Raw genomic sequence first — 16,834 nt, forward strand, 5'->3', positions numbered from 1 at the left:
ATTGATAGTTGACAATTGTTAATAACCAATAACTAATGACAAATGACTAAATTATGATTGATATTTTTATTGTAATCATTTATGTTTTAATTCTACTGATTATTTTTGGCAAAATGATTGAGGAAATTAATCAAGGTTTGATTATCGTCCTTGATACTTCGGCTTTAGAGGCTCAAATTACTGGGCAAAATTTAACGAAGATTTTAGAGTTAAAGTTTAAGTTTGCTAATGCTTATCGTAATCAGGCTTTACCTCAAATAATTTTAGAATTTAAAAATAAATCCCTCACTCAAGCGATTTATCTTAATTGGCAATATAGCACTTTGACTGATTTTAAGGGGCGATCGCACCGTATCATTTATGATGTACCCGGATTAACTGTGGACTTATTTCAGCCTCAAATATTTACGGTAATTGCACCCGGCCAAACTTTAGAAGCAAAATTATTAACGGAAAATTGTTTAAGTAGAGACCCTCAAGGTAACGCTTTAACGGCAAAAAATCCAGTTTTTGATTGGAAAACACTCAAAGAAAATCTTATTGAAAATAAATCTTTTTCTGTACAATTAGTTTTACAAATTACGGAGCCGATTTACCAATCTCCACAAATTAACTTAAATACTCTTAAATGTCAATTTACCTTAGAGGAAATACCTTGGCGACAAGTTCTTTATTGGCAAAGTAAGAATAATTAACAATTAATCAATTAAATCAAGAACTACTTGATTAATGATTATTTAATCAACTTTAATCAGAATTTCTGTTAAATTTGATCGGCGATCGTTTAAAATTAAAAAGGGAAAGAGTTAGCGAGGTAGTTGCAAATCATCCTCAGAGATTGATTTGAGGAAAGTCCGGACTCCCAAAAGACCACACTTGCTGGATAACGTCCAGTGTTCGTGAGGGCGAGGATAGTGCCACAGAAAAATACCGCCTTTTACAGTGATCACTGATAACTCTAAAGGGTAAGGGTGCAAAGGTGCGGTAAGAGCGCACCAGCAAGATCGAGAGGTCTTGGCTCGGTAAACCCCGGTGGGGAGCAAGGTCGCAGGGATCAAGGTTGGTCTTTTTCCGATCCCGTTTAGGTGTACTGCTAGAGGTATTTGGTAACAAATATCCCAGATAGATAACTACCCTCTTTTAAGAGAACAGAATCCGGCTTATGTCTAACTCTTTCTTTTCTTAATTAATAACTAATAATAGATACTTGTTAAAGTACAGGTAATTGTTTATTAATGCCTGTACTACAATTGATTATTGATCACTTTTTTGCCAATAAATGAAACTAAAGGATTAAACCTTTCAATTAATTCTTGACGTGCTACAAATAAACTCGGAAAAGGTCGCTGTCCATAATTTTCACCCTTTGTTAAGGGGAAAACTGGCTCACTTTCTAAGGTTAAGTAATCTCCGCCGGCCGCTTTTAAAATGGGGATCGCACCTGCTAGATCCCAAATTTTAGACGTGGCTTCTACACCTCCTAAACTCGCTCCACAAGCTACCATTAAGATATTATAACTGGCTACACCAATCATTCTAATTTTACAGGGGAAAGGTTTGTTTAATACTTCTGTACTACGCGCACAAAGATTAAATAAATGATTGAGACTAGGTTGATCTTGACTTGTTTGAATGGGTTTTCGATTTAAAAATGCTCCCTGTGGGCCGCTTAAGCCCGTTTGATGATACCAATAACCGTGAAAAGTCTGCTGAACAGGTGGAAAATGAACATAACCAAAAACGGGCATCCCTTGATATAATAGTCCTAACGAAATCCCCCAAATGGGTATGCCCCTAGTAAAATTGGTTGTGCCATCAATGGGATCAACTACCCAACACCAATCGGTATGGGGCAAAATATGTTCTGTTTCTTCCGTCAAAATGCCGTGATCGGGAAATTTAGCACCGATCGCATCCCTGATCGTCTGATCACTCCATTGATCGGCTTGAGTGATCAAAGAGCCATCGGTTTTACGAGTGGCTTGTAACTGTCCTGCATTAGCCAATAAATAGTGAGAAATATGTTGAGTTGTTTGTTCACAAAAATCAAGTATTTCTGTCCAAAATTGATCCATAGTGTTAGTTATTGGTTATTTGTTATTGGTGATTGATCATTGATCAACTATCATTACTTATTTAATAGTATACAATAAAAATCAAGAATTAATTTAACTTTTTATTGTTGATTTTAAATTTTGTTTAAGTTTATGATTTTTCTACATTAACCATTATTAATCAATCATAATTTTATGTTTAAATTTATTAAGTTAATCGGGTTAAAATCTAGTTATTTCTTAATACTAATTATGATGGGATTGGGCTTAAATAGTTGTCAAAAAAAAGCATTTACTCAAACCAGAACAGCTAATTTAGTTCAAGATCAAAATATTAAGGTTTATTTTAATCGTAATTTAGCGATCAATGCTAATTATACTGAACCTTATCGTAAAATTACTAGAGCGGGTGATAATTTAGAACAGGTAATTATTAATCAAATTAATTCGGCTCAGTCTTCCATAGATTTAGCGGTACAGGAATTTAATTTGCCAAATGTGGCTTTAGCTTTAGCTCAAAAACAAAGAGCGGGAGTTAAAGTTAGGGTTATTTTAGAAAATAATTATAGTCAATCTTTAAGTGAAAATATTAATAATAATTTTGCTGAAAATGAGGAGGAAGAAGTTGAAAGAATCCAAAATAAATATGAAGAATATCGGGCTTTAGTTGATCTTAATCAAGATGGTAATTTAAGTCAAGGTGAAATTAATCAAAGGGATGGGATTAAAATTTTAGAAAATGCTAATATTCCGGTTATTGATGATACGGAAGATGGCTCAAAAGGTAGTGGTTTAATGCACCATAAATTTCTAATTATTGATAATCAAAGGGTGGTAACAGGCTCGGCCAATTTTACGATTAGTGATGTTCATGGCGATTTTAATAATTTAGAAACGAGGGGGAATGCTAATCATTTGTTAGAGATTTTTTCGGCTCAAGTTGCGCAAATTTTTACCTCAGAATTTAATTTAATGTGGGGGGATGGTGTAGGGGGTGAAAATAATAGTAAATTTGGCTTAGAAAAACCTTTTAGATTTCCTCAAACTGTGCAAGTTGGTAATAATAAAATTACGATTAGTTTTTCGCCAATTTCCCCTCGTCAACCTTGGGAAAATAGTAATAATGGTTTAATTGGTCAAACTTTAGAAAGGGCTAATCGTAGTATTAATTTAGCTTTATTTGTATTTTCTGAACAAAAAATTGCTGATATTTTAGAACTGAAAAATTCTGATCAAGTAACAATTAAAGCTTTAATTGATCCTAACTTTATTTTTCAATATTATAGTGAAGCTTTAGACTTATTGGGGGTAGCTATTCCCAATCAAAAATGTCAGTTTGAAAAAGACAATAATCCTTGGTCAAATCCGATCGAAACAGTGGGAACTGCTAATTTAATTCAAGGGGATAAATTACATCATAAATTTGGAATTATTGATGATCAAATTATCATTACTGGTTCTCATAATTGGTCGGCTTCTGCTAATAATATTAATGATGAAACTTTATTAATTATTGAAAATGTGATAGTAGGAAATCATTTTAAAGCAGAATTTGAAAAATTATATCAAACTGCTAATTTAGGTGTTTCTAATTCTTTAACAGAAAAATTAAATGAAGAAAGAAATAGATGTCCGCTATAATATAATTTAAAAATAATTTTAATCAGGGAAAATTTATGGGAATCCAAGTAGTTAATAATGCAATGTTACAATGTTCTTTTGGGGTCGCTCCATCAACTTTAATCGTTATTCCCAAGGGAATGCCTGTGCAAGATAATTCCATGTTTGCCGCTAACATTATGGATAATATTCCAATGACAAATATTCTCCCTTTTGGAATGTGTACTTCTTTGGCTAATCCCACCGTAGCGGCCGCAACGGCGGCGGCTTTGGGGGTTTTAACTCCTATGCCTTGTATTCCCGTTACTCCTGCCCCTTGGTTTCCGGGATCTCCTACGGTTTTAATTAATAATTTTCCTGCTTTAAATAATAGTTGTAAATGTATGTGTACTTGGGGCGGTGTTATTTCTGTGATTATGCCCGGTCAATTTACCGTAATGATTCCTTAACTAATTGATCATTAATAATTGATCATTAATAATTAATTATTCACTGATAATAAATAACTAATAACTAATAATAAATAATCAATGTTAGAACCCGATTTACTACAAAAAATAGAAGCAAATATTAATCAATTATATGATGAATTGTTCTCCGTTAGTGGGCGAGTAATGTTACCTTCTTTACCATCTTTAATTGACCTAAATCTTAACCGTTTAGATGCACTTTTTAAAGGTATTAATCAACCTTTTAAACCGGAAGAATTACTACAATTAAAAGAAGCCATTTTACCCACTGCTTATAAAGCTTTTCAACAGTCTTGTCATAGTAAAATTATCATTGATTTTAGCCCTAATGATCCCCCTGAAAAGGGCTTATCTTGTCGCATTTCTTCTCTCAATAGCTCGATCGCCGATCATTATCAAGAATGGGTGAATTATCGAGAACCCCCTTTATTTGGCTCACATCCCGATGCCAAAGTGATGGAGGTAGCTTCTCAGTTTGACAATCCTCTGAAAACTCCTATTCTGGACGTGGGAGCGGGAACAGGGCGTAATAGTTTTCCCTTGGCTTTAAAAGGTCATCCTGTGGACGCTTTAGAAATTACCCCTTTATTTGTGCAACAAATGGAAGAAACAAGCCAAAGTCAAAATCTTAAAATTAATCTTACCCAAGGTGATATTTTAGACCCTTTAATCAGAATGAAATCTGCTTATTATCAACTGGCGATCGCCTCGGAAGTAGTAGCCTCCCATTTAAGAAATAATAACGAAGTCAGATTATTTTTAGCAAAATTATGCGATATGGTCAAAAGCGGAGGATTCATCTTATTTAATGCTTTTTTAGCCTATGATAACTATGAACCTGATCAAAAAATTAGAGAACTTTCCCAAGTATGTTGGAGTTATATTATGACAAAAAAAGAGTTAGAAGAAGCAATGGAAGGATTACCTTTAAAATTAATTTCTAATGAATCAGTTTATGAATATGAAAAAGCCCATTTACCAACAGAGGCTTTTCCCCCTACCAGTTGGTTTATTCAATGGGCTAAAGGACAAAATTTATTTCCCTATCTTGATCAACCTTTAATGGAGTTAAGATGGTTATTATTAGAAAGAAGTTAATCACAAATAACTAAATTATCTCGATGGATCACATTTTCTGAGGTAAAATAACCTAAGATTTTTTCAATTTTATGAGAGCGAAAACCCTTGATTTTGCTTAAGTCTTCACTCTTATAATTAACAATTCCTCTGGCTATTTCAACCCCCTGTTGATCACAAATTAAAACCGCATCTTCCGCCGAAAAATCACCTTCAATTTTGATAATTCCGGCGGGTAAAAGTGATTTTCCTTGCTCACAAATTGCTTTCACTGCACCCTGATCTAAATATAATTTACCCATCGGTAACAAACCATGCGCGATCCATCTTTTACGGGCGTTTTCCGTGCTAGGTTGGGCTTCAAATTGTGTGCCAAGGGGTTCTCCCTCTAAGATTTTGAGGATATTCTGAGGATTCTTACCCTGTGTAATGACGGTTCTCACCCCCGCACTGGTGGCAATTCGGGCGGCGGATAATTTGGTAGCCATGCCACCCGTCCCCCATTGTGAGCCTCTATTTCCTGCATTAACTCTTAATTCTGCAAATTCATTACTATTAACAAAGGTGATGGGCTGGGCATCAGGTACAGTGCGTGGATCGGCGGAATAAAGGCGATCAACATCGGTTAAAATAAATAACCAGTTAGCATTAATTAAACTAGCCACAAGGGCGGAAAGGGTATCATTATCGCCAAATTTTAATTCTTCGGTGGCAACGGTATCATTTTCATTAACAATCGGAATTACTCCTAATTCAAATAAAGATTGAAAAGTATTTGACGCATTAACGTAGGAATTTCGCTCCATTAAATCCCGTCTTGTCAATAATACTTGGGCAATAGGTTGATTTAAACTACTAAATAAATCATCATAAACTCGCATTAATCTACCTTGACCAACGGCGGCCACGGCTTGTTTTACTGACATTTTTTTAGGGCGCTCAGTTAAATTTAAGCGGCCACAGCCTACCCCCACCGCACCAGAGGAAACTAAGACTACTTGATGATGATTTTGTCTTAACTGGGTTAATACTTCCACAATACTGGCGATCGTGGAGAGGGCGAGGTTTCCTGTTTCCGTATTGGTTAAACTAGAAGTGCCAATTTTAATTACAATAGTTTGATTTTGATTGTTCATTTCTTAAAATTTTAGATATGGATAAAAATATTTTTATAAATTATTTTTATTTTTATTTTCATTTACTTTTTGCACAAAATTTTCAAAACTACCTATTTTGGTAAAATCAATTGAATATTGTCGCTCATTTTTTTTATAAATTACCACAGAATCTAACCCAATACGATCTAATTTATCACGAGTTAAAAGTTCTCCTTTTTGTAAATTTAAAACATCTCTTAATAACCATTTCCCCAAAGCTTTATTCGGATTAGACATTAAAGCTTTTCCCTGATCTTGACATACTTTAGCACTCATAATGTTTCCATTAGGAAGTTCTAAATGAAAAGATACATTTCTCGGTGGGAAAAAATCAGGAAAATTCTCGTGAATCCATGCAGGAATAGAAATATAAATTTCATCAAAATCTCGAGTTCTACCTCCTGCATTCCATTGATTAAGTTGACTTTGTTGAGGAACTTCTCCTTTTAATCTTGGAGAATATAACGGTAAAAATATATGTTCTTTTTCTTTTTGAATAGGCTGAAATAATAATTGTTGACCACTTGTAAAAAGCTTTTCTAATTCAGTAAATGGATCTAATAAAATATCAACATCAAAAGTAATAACATCTGCTGGTGTATTAAATCTTTTATATAATGTACTTTTAGAAATATTAAAACTATATTCTTCCAATCCATCTGTGAATCTAATGACATTATCTTTTACTGTTATATCTCTAATTGAATCTTCTTGTATTTGATTTATGGGGATTTCATAAAGTTTCATCATTCCTATATTGCGAGTAATACAATGATAAACTAAATGATCAAGATTATAGATTGTTTTGGTAATTGATAATCTTTCATTTCGTAAATTTGCTATTGTTGTTATAATTTCATTTTCTGGATTTCCTTGGTATCTTTTTTTATCTCGATTAAACTCTGCAACTTTTTGTATTGTATTTCCTCGTTGTTCTAAAAAAGTTTTAATCCCAATTCCAAAATTAATATTATTAATTGTTTTACTTGCGTCTACTGAGACATCTGATCTAGATAAATTTTTAGCATCAAAAGCTCGACAAAAAAGATTTTCTGAAACTCTATAACTCAAATAAGGAGAAGTAGAATCTGAAAATAAATTAGATAGAGAACCAATTATTTTTAATAAATTAGTATAGTTTTGTATTTTATCTTGTTGATATTGTAAAAAAATCATAAAATTAACGTTTGATAAATATTTTTTGCAATTCTTTCTATAACTGGCACTGATACAGAATTCCCAAACTGTTTATATAAATGACAGTCCGCAATATGATCAGGTATTTTATACCAATCAGGAAATCCTTGAACTCTCGCACATTCTCTAGGCGTTATTTTTCTGATAATATTGCCTTGTTTAATGATAGGCACATTATGCCCTCCTGTTCCCATATTTGCTGTTAAAGTGGGAAAGGCATTATTTTTGTTTTCTCTTACATATTTTCTTCTCCATTGATAAACAGTATCTTCTCTGATAATATCATCTTTTATTCTATCATATAAAGGTTTATTATTATAGTGATATTTCTCAGAAACAGGCTCAGTAATAAGTAAATCTTGAATTGTTTTTGTCAGTTGAATAGGAGCAGGAAATTCAAAATTTTCAATATGTTGATCTCTAAGAAATCCTACAATATATATTCTTTCTCTATTTTGAGGAATATTTCCATATTCTAATGTATTTAAAACCCGATATTTAACTTTATATCCTAAATCATTAAGATTATTAATCATTACTTCTAATGTATGTTTATTATCATGATTTTGAAGATTTTTAACATTTTCTAATAAAAAACCAGACGGTTTTGTTTCTTTTAAAATTCTTTCTACTTCAAAATATAAAGCTCCACGTTGATCAGCAAAACCACTTCTATTTCCAGCAACAGAAAAAGGTTGACAAGGAAATCCAGCCAAAAGAAAATCATGTTTAGGAATATCTTTAGTTTTAATATTCCTAATATCTTCTACATACATTTGTGCTTGATCAAAATTCAAATTATAAGTTTGTTGACATAACGGATCAATATCATTAGCATAAATTGTTTGGAAATGACCTGTCAATTCAAATCCTAAACGAAATCCTCCTATTCCTGCAAATAAATCTATAGTTTTAAACATATTTGATCTCAAATTTAATTAGCTTGATTATAATATCATCATAACTGCTCTTATTAGAATATTTTATTTTTGATACAAATAGTTATATTCATATTTGATTGACTTTAAACATAGATAATTAAACAAGCTAGATTAATTTTTTAACTTGCTTAATTATCCTTTCTATTTTTTATTTATTAATTATTCTATTTCCGTTAAATCTTGATAAACAATGCGAGTAAATTGTTCAGAAGTTAGAAAACCTTTACCCCATTTTTCATCAAAATTAGCGGTTGGGTTTAATGCTAAAATTTCTTCAATTGATAAACCTTGATCAATATATTCTTGAATTTTTTGACGAATTTCTATTAACATATCCCGATAGTTTAATAATTCTTGTTTATTAGATAAATTGCCATGGCCGGGAATAATTTTGGTTTCTTCATTTGCTAACATTAAAATTTGATCAACGGAGTTAATTACACCATTAATTGATCCACCACTAGAGTTATCAATAAAAGGATAAATGCCATTAAAATAAATGTCTCCGGTATGAATTACATTGGCATTTTGAAAGAAAATAATTGAGTCTCCATCGGTATGAGATGGCTCTAAATGAATAACTTTAATGGTATCATTATTGAGATAAAATGTTACTTGATCATTAAAAGTAATTATGGGTAAACCAATGTCAGGAGTAGGCTCAATTTGCATATTCAAACCGCCAATAAATTGACCAATACTCATGCGTTGACGAACTTGATCTTGTGCCACAATAATAACACCTTCTTGGCCTAAATTTTCATTTCCTCCGGTGTGATCAAAATGCCAATGGGTATTAATTAAAAATCTAATTGGTTGATCACTAATTTGGGCGATCGCTGTTTTTATCTTATTAGTTAAAGGGGCAAATTGATCATCTATTAAAAATACTCCATCTTCACCTATTGCTACTCCAATATTACCTCCTGTACCCTCCAACATATAGATATTTTCATTAACAGGAATAGTCTTAATTTCTACTGTTTCAAAATCTTCCATTTGGGCTTGAGATGGGGAGGATATTAAAACAATTGAGATCGCCGTTAATACATTAGATAATTTTTTAATTGATTGAAACATTGGGTGTAATTTTCCTTGATTATTTTAGTTGATTAAAATATAAAAATATGGTATCATAATTTAGTTTTGATACTCTATTAATTTTTGATTTTAATTATCTTAAAGGAACAAAACCTAATTCTTTAATTAAGTCTTGTCCTTGTTTCGTTAATAATAAATTAGCATAAGCTTCCCCTGCTTTTTGTGCTTGATCTCCATCTTCTTTAATAATAACTAATAGTCTTCTACTCAGCGGATAACTACCATTTTGAAACACACCAATATTAATTTTATTGGGATTTTGTTGACATTGATCAAGGGGAATAAAAGGCATTTGATAAGGGGGAATTAATTGATCTGATGACATACCAACGGGTATAGTTTTAATGGTACATTGGGATACTAATAAAGAGGCTGAAGACCAATAAATGCCATTTTTATCTTTAGCAACTTGTCTTAAAGCTTCAGTGGTAGTATTAATAAATTTAACATTTTTACTAACATCTTTTACTTCAAGATCGCAGGGAAAAATATCTTGATCTGGTTTTAAATAGGGATGAATTTTGATGTTTTCGCCGCCAATTTGATTCCAATTCGTAATTTTTCCGGTGTAAATATCACAAAATTGATTAATAGTTAATCCCGTTATCTTTAAGTTAGGATTAACGGCGATGGCCATGCCATCAATGGCGATGGGAATTTCTTTTAATTTGATATTTCTTTGTTGTGCTTTTTGATATTCTTGATCACTTAAAGAGCGAGAAGATTGGGCAAAATCTAACTGATTTTCTAATAACATATTAATCCCTTTTCCTGAACTTGGCGCACCTTGGAGAGGATTAACATAACGTAATTGAAAAGTGGGAAAAACTATTTTTAAATCCTGATCAATTTTGCCTCTAATTGATGCCCAAACCGAACTACCACCATAACTAAAAGTACCAGAAGGAACATCTTTAACGTCATTAAAATTAACTATAATATTATCAGAATTTTGGGAATTATTGTTAGAAGAAGTTTGATTTTGTGGGTTTTTTGTCAAAATATTAAGATTAGATTTTTTGAGCAAAAACCAAACTCCACCAGACACTAAGCCTAAAGTAATTATTAGTGCTAAACTTAAAGTAATTAATTGTTTTTGCTGTGACATTGTTGGGTCTCCTTTAATGACAGTTTAATTATTAATAAATATCATAACTAATTTACCATAAAAATAAGAAATTGTCTCAAGAATAACTAATATCATGCCCTCACTAGATGGCCACCATTTTTTAAGATCATATTCTACACAATTAAAGGCAATTACCCCCACTTTAATCTTAGGAGAAAAAATTTTTTAAACTTTAACTACTTTCAGTAGATCAAGAGTCAGAAAAGAGGTGTAAGTTAATTTTTTGGGAAATAATTTTTATGAAAAAAAGATTGGGGAGGCTTAAATAATGTAAGTTAAAAAAAGAACACATTATTATAAATAATTAGATGTAACTAAAGATGAAGATGATGTACAATTGATAGGAAAATTTTAGGCATCAAACTTAAACAAATTACCACAAGTTGCACTTGCCAAGGGGAAAAACTAATTAACATCAAACCGAATAAAACTAGACCTAGAATCGTTAAAATGTGCATTTCTTCCGAATTATCTCGATCTATCCAAAAAGCAACTATTCCAATTGCTACTAAGATAAATAATATAAATAACATTGCTTGACTCCTGTTTCTAAATATATATAATATTTTACATCCTTTTTTTATTATAGTCGTAAATTTGTAATTTCTTAAGATTTGTCAATTGTCAAAAATTAAATGTTTAAAAATTGTAAATTAGTGATTAATTATTAGTATTAATTATCAATGATCCCTTAATCATGAATACTATCGCTTATATTTATAGTGATCCTTTATTAGAAAAACCCCCTGATCCTTTCATTTGGGGCTTAGAAGTCGATCGAGTTTATCAAGATCTCGGCGATCGCCTTCAATTGATCCAATTATTAGCTGATTGTCAGGCTACCCCCCCTAATTTTCTTTTAATCAGAAAATTAGATGAATTAGGTGATAATTTAAAAGAAATTAATCTTAAGATTAATCAGTTAGAAACTCTTAATATAAAAATTATTACCACTGAACAAGATTATAATTCAATTCAAATCTTTAAAAATAATTATGAAGAAATCAGAAATAATTTAACTTTGCTTTTAACAGAAATAGCCAAAAATCAACAAATAAATAAATTAAAAAAAGGTCATGCTCACAATCGTTTAAACTTACTCCCACCCCCCGGAAAAGCTCCTTATGGATACCGTAGGGGAAAAGATCGTTATGTGATTGATCGCACCAGCGCCCCCATTGTTAAAGATTTTTTTGATCAATTCCTCTTATTTGGCTCATTAAGGGGAGCAGTGCGTTATTTAGAAGCAAAATATAACAAAAAAATTTCCATTTCTACAGGGCAGAAATGGTTGAAAAATCCCATTTATCGGGGAGATTTAATCTATCAAAATCAAGAGATTATTCCTAATACTCATCTTCCAATTATTTCCAGAGAAGAAGGCGCTCAAATTGATCGTTTATTGCGTTTAAATGAGCGTTTACCCCCCAGAAGTGCCACTTGTGAAAGGTCTTTAGCAGGTTTAATTAAATGTCAAAAATGCCAAGGTAAAATGAAAATTACCTCCGTTACTTCACGCCATCACAAACATCAATATTTATATTTAACTCCCGTTAATTGTACCCTTAAGCCAAAATGTTGCTCTATTTCCTATCAAGAAGCCCTTTTTACTACAATTAAGAGTATTTGTGAGGAATTAGTGGTAGCTGTCAAAAATCTCAATTTACCCAATCCTGAAGGTCTGAAAAATCAATTGTTAGGAGAAATTAGAAAAAAAGAGGAGATTTTACAACAGTTATCTAAGCTAAAAGATGAGGGTATTTTAGATGAAATAACAAGCAAAATGAGAAGTTATCAATTACGATTAGAAATAGCTAAATTACAAGCTAAATTAGCCCAACTTCCCCCCGTTAATTTACAAGAAATTGCTCAAACAATTTCCATTCCTCAATTTTGGTTAGACTTATCAGAAACGGAAAGAATGATTTATTTTCGAGAGTTTATTAAACAAATAGAATTAATTAGAATTGATCCCAAAAATTGGCAATTAAAATTAATTTTTATTTTTTAATTTTGCCAATTTAATTTATTAGTTAAATCAAACCTTATTAAATAAGCCCCTAATGCTTTTTTGATGGGGCTTAGGGGGTAAGATTAATCTAAATTATAAGATTTTTCTTCCTGTTAATAATTGTCTAACTTCTAACATTGCCGAATAAGTGGGTATAATATGTAAAGTTTCATCCTCTGGGCATTCATTTAAGGCCGTTTCAATTGCTTCTAATAAATTTTCTTTAATAATTAATTGAAAAGGTTTATTTTCTAATTCTAAATTACAATATTCTAATCTTAAAGCCATGTCATAAACTCGATCGCCGCTAACAATAATTTTACCTCCAGCTTGAGTTAATTTATCAAAGTCCACATCCCAGATCCAAGAAACATCAGTTCCGTCTGGTATTCTATCATTTAAAACTATTAAACAAGTATTAGCTTTACCTTGTTTTTTTATATCATTAACCGTGCGGATAGTTTCATTCATGCCAACGGGATTTTTTGATAATAAAATTCTAACTTTTTTGCCTTTAACTGTTAATTCTTCAGCCCTACCAAAAGCGGCCTTAAAGTTTTTAATAGTATCAAAAATTAACTCTTTTTCCATCCCGATTTCTTGGGCTAATAAACCGGCCGCTAAAGTATTATATTTATTATAAACCCCGATTAAAATTTGTCCCCATTCTTGACTATTAACGTCTAATTCACTCTTTTTAAAACCGCAACTAGGACAATCATAATCCCCCAAATGGGACAGATAAACTCCCCCATATTCTAAGGGTTCTCCACAACTGGGACAGTAGATAGAATCAACCGCATGGGGTATTTCTTCTAAATATAATTCAGTTTCATTTAAGCCAAAAAATTTAACAGTTTGAAGTAAATTTTGTCCCAAATAACAAAGAGTTGGATCATCTCCATTTAAAATTACTTTTGTATCTAAAGGTAGAGGTTTAATTGCCTCTTGCCAACGCCGACTAATAGTGTCAACTTCTCCATAACGATCTAATTGATCTCGAAATAAATTTAAAGCTAAAATAAATTGAGGTTGACAATCTTTTAATAATAATGGTAAAATATTCTCATCAACTTCTAAAATAGCATAATCTGCCCATAATTTACCCCATAAATTAGTATTTTCTAATAAAGTTGTTGCGATGCCATTAATTAAATTTGCTCCAGCAATATTGTGAGCAATTTTAACATTTAACATTCGCTCTAAAATAGTTCTTAAAAGTAAAGAAGTTGTAGTTTTACCATTAGTTCCAACTATTAAAATAACTCCTTTTTTTACTTGTTTAAATAACAATGGAAGTAACTTAGGATAAATACGCAAAGCAATACTTCCGGGTAAAACACTAGCCGCCCCTAAACGTAATTTTCTGACTAAATTAGTAATTAATTTGGCAATTATGACCGCTAAAGCTAAACGAATTTGTGAAATAAATCCCATTTGATCTAAAAATAATTGATTTGTTAACTTAGTTTAAGTTGATCTATTATATAGCATTTCTTATACAGGGTACATTTTTAATAATCAACAAATGACCAATCACTAAAATTGATTTTTTTCTGTCATAATATTAAGCATAAAATTTAAACAGCAATCAATTGATTATTTATGGATCTCAAAACAATTTTCCTAATTTTAACCGCTCTTTTCACAGTGTCTGCCCTTTTCTTCGGCACTAAAAACGGTTTCTATGACTCCGACAACTATCACGGAAATGGAACGGCACATTAATAATTGATCATTGATCATGGATAGTTGATAGCGCCCTTAGCTATCAGCTAATTGATTTTTCCTCTCATAGCTAGTTTTTAGGCTTTAGAAGTAATTATCAACTCTCAACTATCAATTATCAATTGTTGAATACTTATTACTTTTTCTAAATTTTCTACAGTAAAACCATGAGCCAAAATTTATTAAGTTGTCAGCCCTTTGGCGTTGGACATGACACGGAAGGGGTCTGTTTATTATTAAAAATGGGCAACTATAAAATTTTATTGGATTGTGGTATAACAGATTTCAAAACATTAGAAGAAAGTGCTTTTTTTCCTGTAGATTTTGTTTTTTGTAGCCATGCCCATCGAGATCATGCCCAATGTTTAACGGAATTATCACAAAAATATTCACAAATTCCCATTTATAGTAGTAAAATTACGAGGGAATTTCTCAAACTTCAAGGCTTTTTATCCCAAAGTCATGTCTTACCTTGGCGATCACCTGTCGAAGTTGCCCCCAATTTAAAAATTGAGTTATTTCCCGCCGGACATTTACCCGGAGCGGCCGCCATTTTGCTGACCTATGGCCAAAATTCACGCACTTATAAAGTTTTATACACCGGAGACTTTAGCCTCTCAAAACTCCAATTAGTAGAAGGCCTATCCCTTGAAGAATTAAGAGGCATTTCACCGGATGTTTTAATTTTGGAAGCCAGTTATGGCACAGCCCGTCATCCCCATCGCCGTCAACAAGAAAAAAAATTAATTCAACAAATTGACGAAATTTTAGCGGCCGATCGCAATATTTTATTTCCCGTTCCCACCTTGGGAATTGGTCAAGAAATCTTAAAATTATTGAGATCCCATCATCAATTTACGGGGCGAGATCTTGATATTTGGGTAGATGGAAAATTAATCTCAGCTTGTGATTTATATTTAAAATTATTAAGGGAATTTCCCTCATCTGTACAGAATTTTGCCCATCATCAATCCCTATTTTGGGACGAGCAAATTTGTCCGAGAATGAGGCCTTTTGCTAATAAAATTAATGTTACTCTTAATCAAAAACCTTGTATTATTTTAACAGATCAAATTGAAGATTTTACCCCTTATTTTAATTCCCATCCGGGTAATTGGACAGTGTTAATTCCTGATAATTTAACCTTATTTTTTAATGCTAAAAAATATCATCACTTTTTGGCCTTAACTCAACCCCAAAATGTCCCATTAGAAACCTATCTTTTAGCAGAACATAGTGACGGACAAAATACAACCCAATTAATACATAATTTACGGCCTCAACATTTAATTTTTGTCCATGGAAAGAGGGAATATTTATTAGATTTAACCTCATTAGAAGAATTACAAAGTCGTTATCAATTGCATATTCCCACCGTAGGAACTACGGTAGAATTGCCAATTGGAGAGCGTTTTATTCGTCCTCAAAATTTACCTCAGGCCTATTATCAAGGAGAAATTCAAGAAGAAGATGAAGAAGTAAAAATTAAATTATCTCAAGAAATTATTAAAGATATTCGTTGGCATAATTTAGCCGATACAGGAACAATTGAAGCCCGTTGGCAAGGCAATGAATTAGTATTAAGAGGCCTCTCACAAAGGGAACTTTTCCGTTATAAAAATGAAGCCCAAAGTCAATTATTTGATTTAGATTGTTGCGGAAATTGTAGTTACCAAAACAATCAACAATGTTATCATCCAGATTCGCCTTTATACGGTTTAAAAGTTCCTTTTGAGGGTTATTGTCCAGCTTTTGAAAAATAAAAATCTCAGACTAAAATCACATCTTTAATCATAAATAAAATATTTTCTTTTTAATTTTTCTAATTTTGACCACCATATATTTAAAGGATAATATAAAACAGGAGCCCATAAACTACTTAAAATTGCCCCTGCCAAGGCTACTTTTTGATAGTGAAACCAAATATTATTTAAACTTCTTAAACCCTGTAAAATATATTGAATTGCATTAATTGTTTCCGTTAAAATTACCATCCCAAACACAATTAAAGAAATAGAAACAAAATCTTCTTTAATATATTTTTCCTTTTGTAATTTGGCCGTAATCATCCCCACTAAAATTAAACCATAAACATGAGTCGGCTCTGCCCCAGTTATTCCATCTTGAATCAATCCTAACACTAACCCTGCGATCGCACCCTCAAAAGAAGACCTTTTCACACTCCAAGCCACTACCCAGATTAAGAGCCAATTAGGATTAATTCCCAATAATTCCATACCCGGTAAACGAGTAAAAGATAATAATATACACAATAAAACAGATAAAACAATGATTAATCTATTAAAAAAATTGCGTAATTTAGGAGAATATTTTAACATTTAGGATAAA

The 16,834-nt window shown here is 31.8% G+C and carries 15 protein-coding genes and 1 other RNA gene; 7 read left to right on the top strand and 9 right to left on the bottom strand.

Annotated elements, in window-relative coordinates:
* Positions 1-53: 53 nt before the first annotated feature.
* Together Anndu_RS10860 and rnpB are read left to right on the top strand one after the other, a co-directional pair.
* Positions 54-695 carry a hypothetical protein gene (locus Anndu_RS10860; protein WP_464101219.1) on the top strand — a complete coding sequence of 214 codons (642 nt, stop codon included), beginning with the start codon at positions 54-56 and terminating at the stop codon, positions 693-695.
* A 107-nt stretch (positions 696-802) separates the two neighbouring features.
* An RNA gene (rnpB, locus tag Anndu_RS10865) (RNase P RNA component class A) lies at positions 803-1,178 on the top strand.
* 66 nt (positions 1,179-1,244) lie between these two features.
* Here rnpB and Anndu_RS10870 read toward each other — a convergent pair.
* Positions 1,245-2,075 carry an inositol monophosphatase family protein gene (locus Anndu_RS10870; protein ID WP_464101220.1) on the bottom strand — a complete coding sequence of 277 codons (831 nt, stop codon included), beginning with the start codon at positions 2,073-2,075 and terminating at the stop codon, positions 1,245-1,247.
* A gap of 174 nt (positions 2,076-2,249) precedes the next feature.
* Between Anndu_RS10870 and Anndu_RS10875 the strand changes: the two genes are divergently transcribed.
* The 3 genes from Anndu_RS10875 to Anndu_RS10885 all read left to right on the top strand — a co-directional run bounded on the left by Anndu_RS10875 (position 2,250) and on the right by Anndu_RS10885 (position 5,242).
* Positions 2,250-3,695 carry a phospholipase D-like domain-containing protein gene (locus Anndu_RS10875; RefSeq protein WP_464101221.1) on the top strand — a complete coding sequence of 482 codons (1,446 nt, stop codon included), beginning with the start codon at positions 2,250-2,252 and terminating at the stop codon, positions 3,693-3,695.
* A 35-nt stretch (positions 3,696-3,730) separates the two neighbouring features.
* Entirely contained in the window at positions 3,731-4,123 is a 393-nt protein-coding gene (locus Anndu_RS10880; protein ID WP_464101222.1) for a DUF4280 domain-containing protein, read from the top strand.
* An 81-nt stretch (positions 4,124-4,204) separates the two neighbouring features.
* A complete protein-coding gene (locus Anndu_RS10885; RefSeq protein WP_464101223.1) occupies positions 4,205-5,242 on the top strand; it encodes a class I SAM-dependent methyltransferase in 1,038 nt (345 codons plus the stop codon).
* Here Anndu_RS10885 and proB read toward each other — a convergent pair.
* From proB to Anndu_RS10915, 6 genes are all read right to left on the bottom strand, one after another.
* On the bottom strand, positions 5,239-6,357 hold the full coding sequence (proB, locus tag Anndu_RS10890) for a glutamate 5-kinase (protein WP_464101224.1): 1,119 nt from the start codon (positions 6,355-6,357) through the stop codon (positions 5,239-5,241). The genes Anndu_RS10885 and proB overlap by 4 nt on opposite strands.
* A gap of 33 nt (positions 6,358-6,390) precedes the next feature.
* Entirely contained in the window at positions 6,391-7,554 is a 1,164-nt protein-coding gene (locus tag Anndu_RS10895; RefSeq protein ID WP_464101225.1) for a hypothetical protein, read from the bottom strand.
* Complete coding sequence (gene dcm / locus Anndu_RS10900) at positions 7,551-8,495, bottom strand: DNA (cytosine-5-)-methyltransferase (protein WP_464101226.1); 945 nt, start codon at positions 8,493-8,495, stop codon at positions 7,551-7,553. The genes Anndu_RS10895 and dcm overlap by 4 nt, the downstream gene beginning before the upstream one ends.
* Before the next feature lie 180 nt (positions 8,496-8,675).
* Positions 8,676-9,596, bottom strand: coding sequence for an MBL fold metallo-hydrolase (locus tag Anndu_RS10905; protein WP_464101227.1), 921 nt, complete (start codon positions 9,594-9,596; stop codon positions 8,676-8,678).
* A gap of 94 nt (positions 9,597-9,690) precedes the next feature.
* Positions 9,691-10,725, bottom strand: coding sequence for a PstS family phosphate ABC transporter substrate-binding protein (locus tag Anndu_RS10910; protein WP_464101228.1), 1,035 nt, complete (start codon positions 10,723-10,725; stop codon positions 9,691-9,693).
* 335 nt (positions 10,726-11,060) lie between these two features.
* On the bottom strand, positions 11,061-11,279 hold the full coding sequence (locus Anndu_RS10915; RefSeq protein ID WP_464101229.1) for a hypothetical protein: 219 nt from the start codon (positions 11,277-11,279) through the stop codon (positions 11,061-11,063).
* A gap of 164 nt (positions 11,280-11,443) precedes the next feature.
* Between Anndu_RS10915 and Anndu_RS10920 the strand changes: the two genes are divergently transcribed.
* A complete protein-coding gene (locus Anndu_RS10920) occupies positions 11,444-12,757 on the top strand; it encodes a recombinase family protein (RefSeq protein WP_464101230.1) in 1,314 nt (437 codons plus the stop codon).
* 93 nt (positions 12,758-12,850) lie between these two features.
* Here the strand turns inward: Anndu_RS10920 and Anndu_RS10925 are convergent, their stop codons facing one another.
* Positions 12,851-14,194, bottom strand: coding sequence for a MurT ligase domain-containing protein (locus Anndu_RS10925; protein ID WP_464101231.1), 1,344 nt, complete (start codon positions 14,192-14,194; stop codon positions 12,851-12,853).
* A 458-nt stretch (positions 14,195-14,652) separates the two neighbouring features.
* On the opposite strand from Anndu_RS10925, the gene Anndu_RS10930 reads away from it, so the two are divergent.
* Positions 14,653-16,248, top strand: a complete 1,596-nt coding sequence (locus Anndu_RS10930) for an MBL fold metallo-hydrolase (protein WP_464101232.1) — start codon at positions 14,653-14,655, stop codon at positions 16,246-16,248.
* Positions 16,249-16,272: 24 nt separating this feature from the next.
* On the opposite strand, the gene mreD is transcribed toward Anndu_RS10930, so the two are convergent.
* Positions 16,273-16,824, bottom strand: a complete 552-nt coding sequence (mreD, locus tag Anndu_RS10935) for a rod shape-determining protein MreD (RefSeq protein ID WP_464101233.1) — start codon at positions 16,822-16,824, stop codon at positions 16,273-16,275.
* Positions 16,825-16,834: the final 10 nt, after the last annotated feature.

This window comes from Annamia dubia NIES-4383 (assembly GCF_055394725.1).

Bases quoted from the DNA above. Each gene is read 5' to 3' on its own strand.
- Anndu_RS10920 (WP_464101230.1), top strand. From the start codon at position 11,444: ATGAATACTATCGCTTATATTTATAGTGATCCTTTATTAGAAAAACCC.
- mreD (WP_464101233.1), bottom strand. From the start codon at position 16,824: ATGTTAAAATATTCTCCTAAATTACGCAATTTTTTTAATAGATTAATC.
- Anndu_RS10915 (WP_464101229.1), bottom strand. From the start codon at position 11,279: ATGTTATTTATATTATTTATCTTAGTAGCAATTGGAATAGTTGCTTTT.
- Anndu_RS10930 (WP_464101232.1), top strand. From the start codon at position 14,653: ATGAGCCAAAATTTATTAAGTTGTCAGCCCTTTGGCGTTGGACATGAC.
- Anndu_RS10860 (WP_464101219.1), top strand. From the start codon at position 54: ATGATTGATATTTTTATTGTAATCATTTATGTTTTAATTCTACTGATT.
- Anndu_RS10880 (WP_464101222.1), top strand. From the start codon at position 3,731: ATGGGAATCCAAGTAGTTAATAATGCAATGTTACAATGTTCTTTTGGG.
- Anndu_RS10910 (WP_464101228.1), bottom strand. From the start codon at position 10,725: ATGTCACAGCAAAAACAATTAATTACTTTAAGTTTAGCACTAATAATT.
- dcm (WP_464101226.1), bottom strand. From the start codon at position 8,495: ATGTTTAAAACTATAGATTTATTTGCAGGAATAGGAGGATTTCGTTTA.
- Anndu_RS10905 (WP_464101227.1), bottom strand. From the start codon at position 9,596: ATGTTTCAATCAATTAAAAAATTATCTAATGTATTAACGGCGATCTCA.
- Anndu_RS10870 (WP_464101220.1), bottom strand. From the start codon at position 2,075: ATGGATCAATTTTGGACAGAAATACTTGATTTTTGTGAACAAACAACT.
- Anndu_RS10895 (WP_464101225.1), bottom strand. From the start codon at position 7,554: ATGATTTTTTTACAATATCAACAAGATAAAATACAAAACTATACTAAT.
- Anndu_RS10875 (WP_464101221.1), top strand. From the start codon at position 2,250: ATGTTTAAATTTATTAAGTTAATCGGGTTAAAATCTAGTTATTTCTTA.
- proB (WP_464101224.1), bottom strand. From the start codon at position 6,357: ATGAACAATCAAAATCAAACTATTGTAATTAAAATTGGCACTTCTAGT.
- Anndu_RS10925 (WP_464101231.1), bottom strand. From the start codon at position 14,194: ATGGGATTTATTTCACAAATTCGTTTAGCTTTAGCGGTCATAATTGCC.
- Anndu_RS10885 (WP_464101223.1), top strand. From the start codon at position 4,205: ATGTTAGAACCCGATTTACTACAAAAAATAGAAGCAAATATTAATCAA.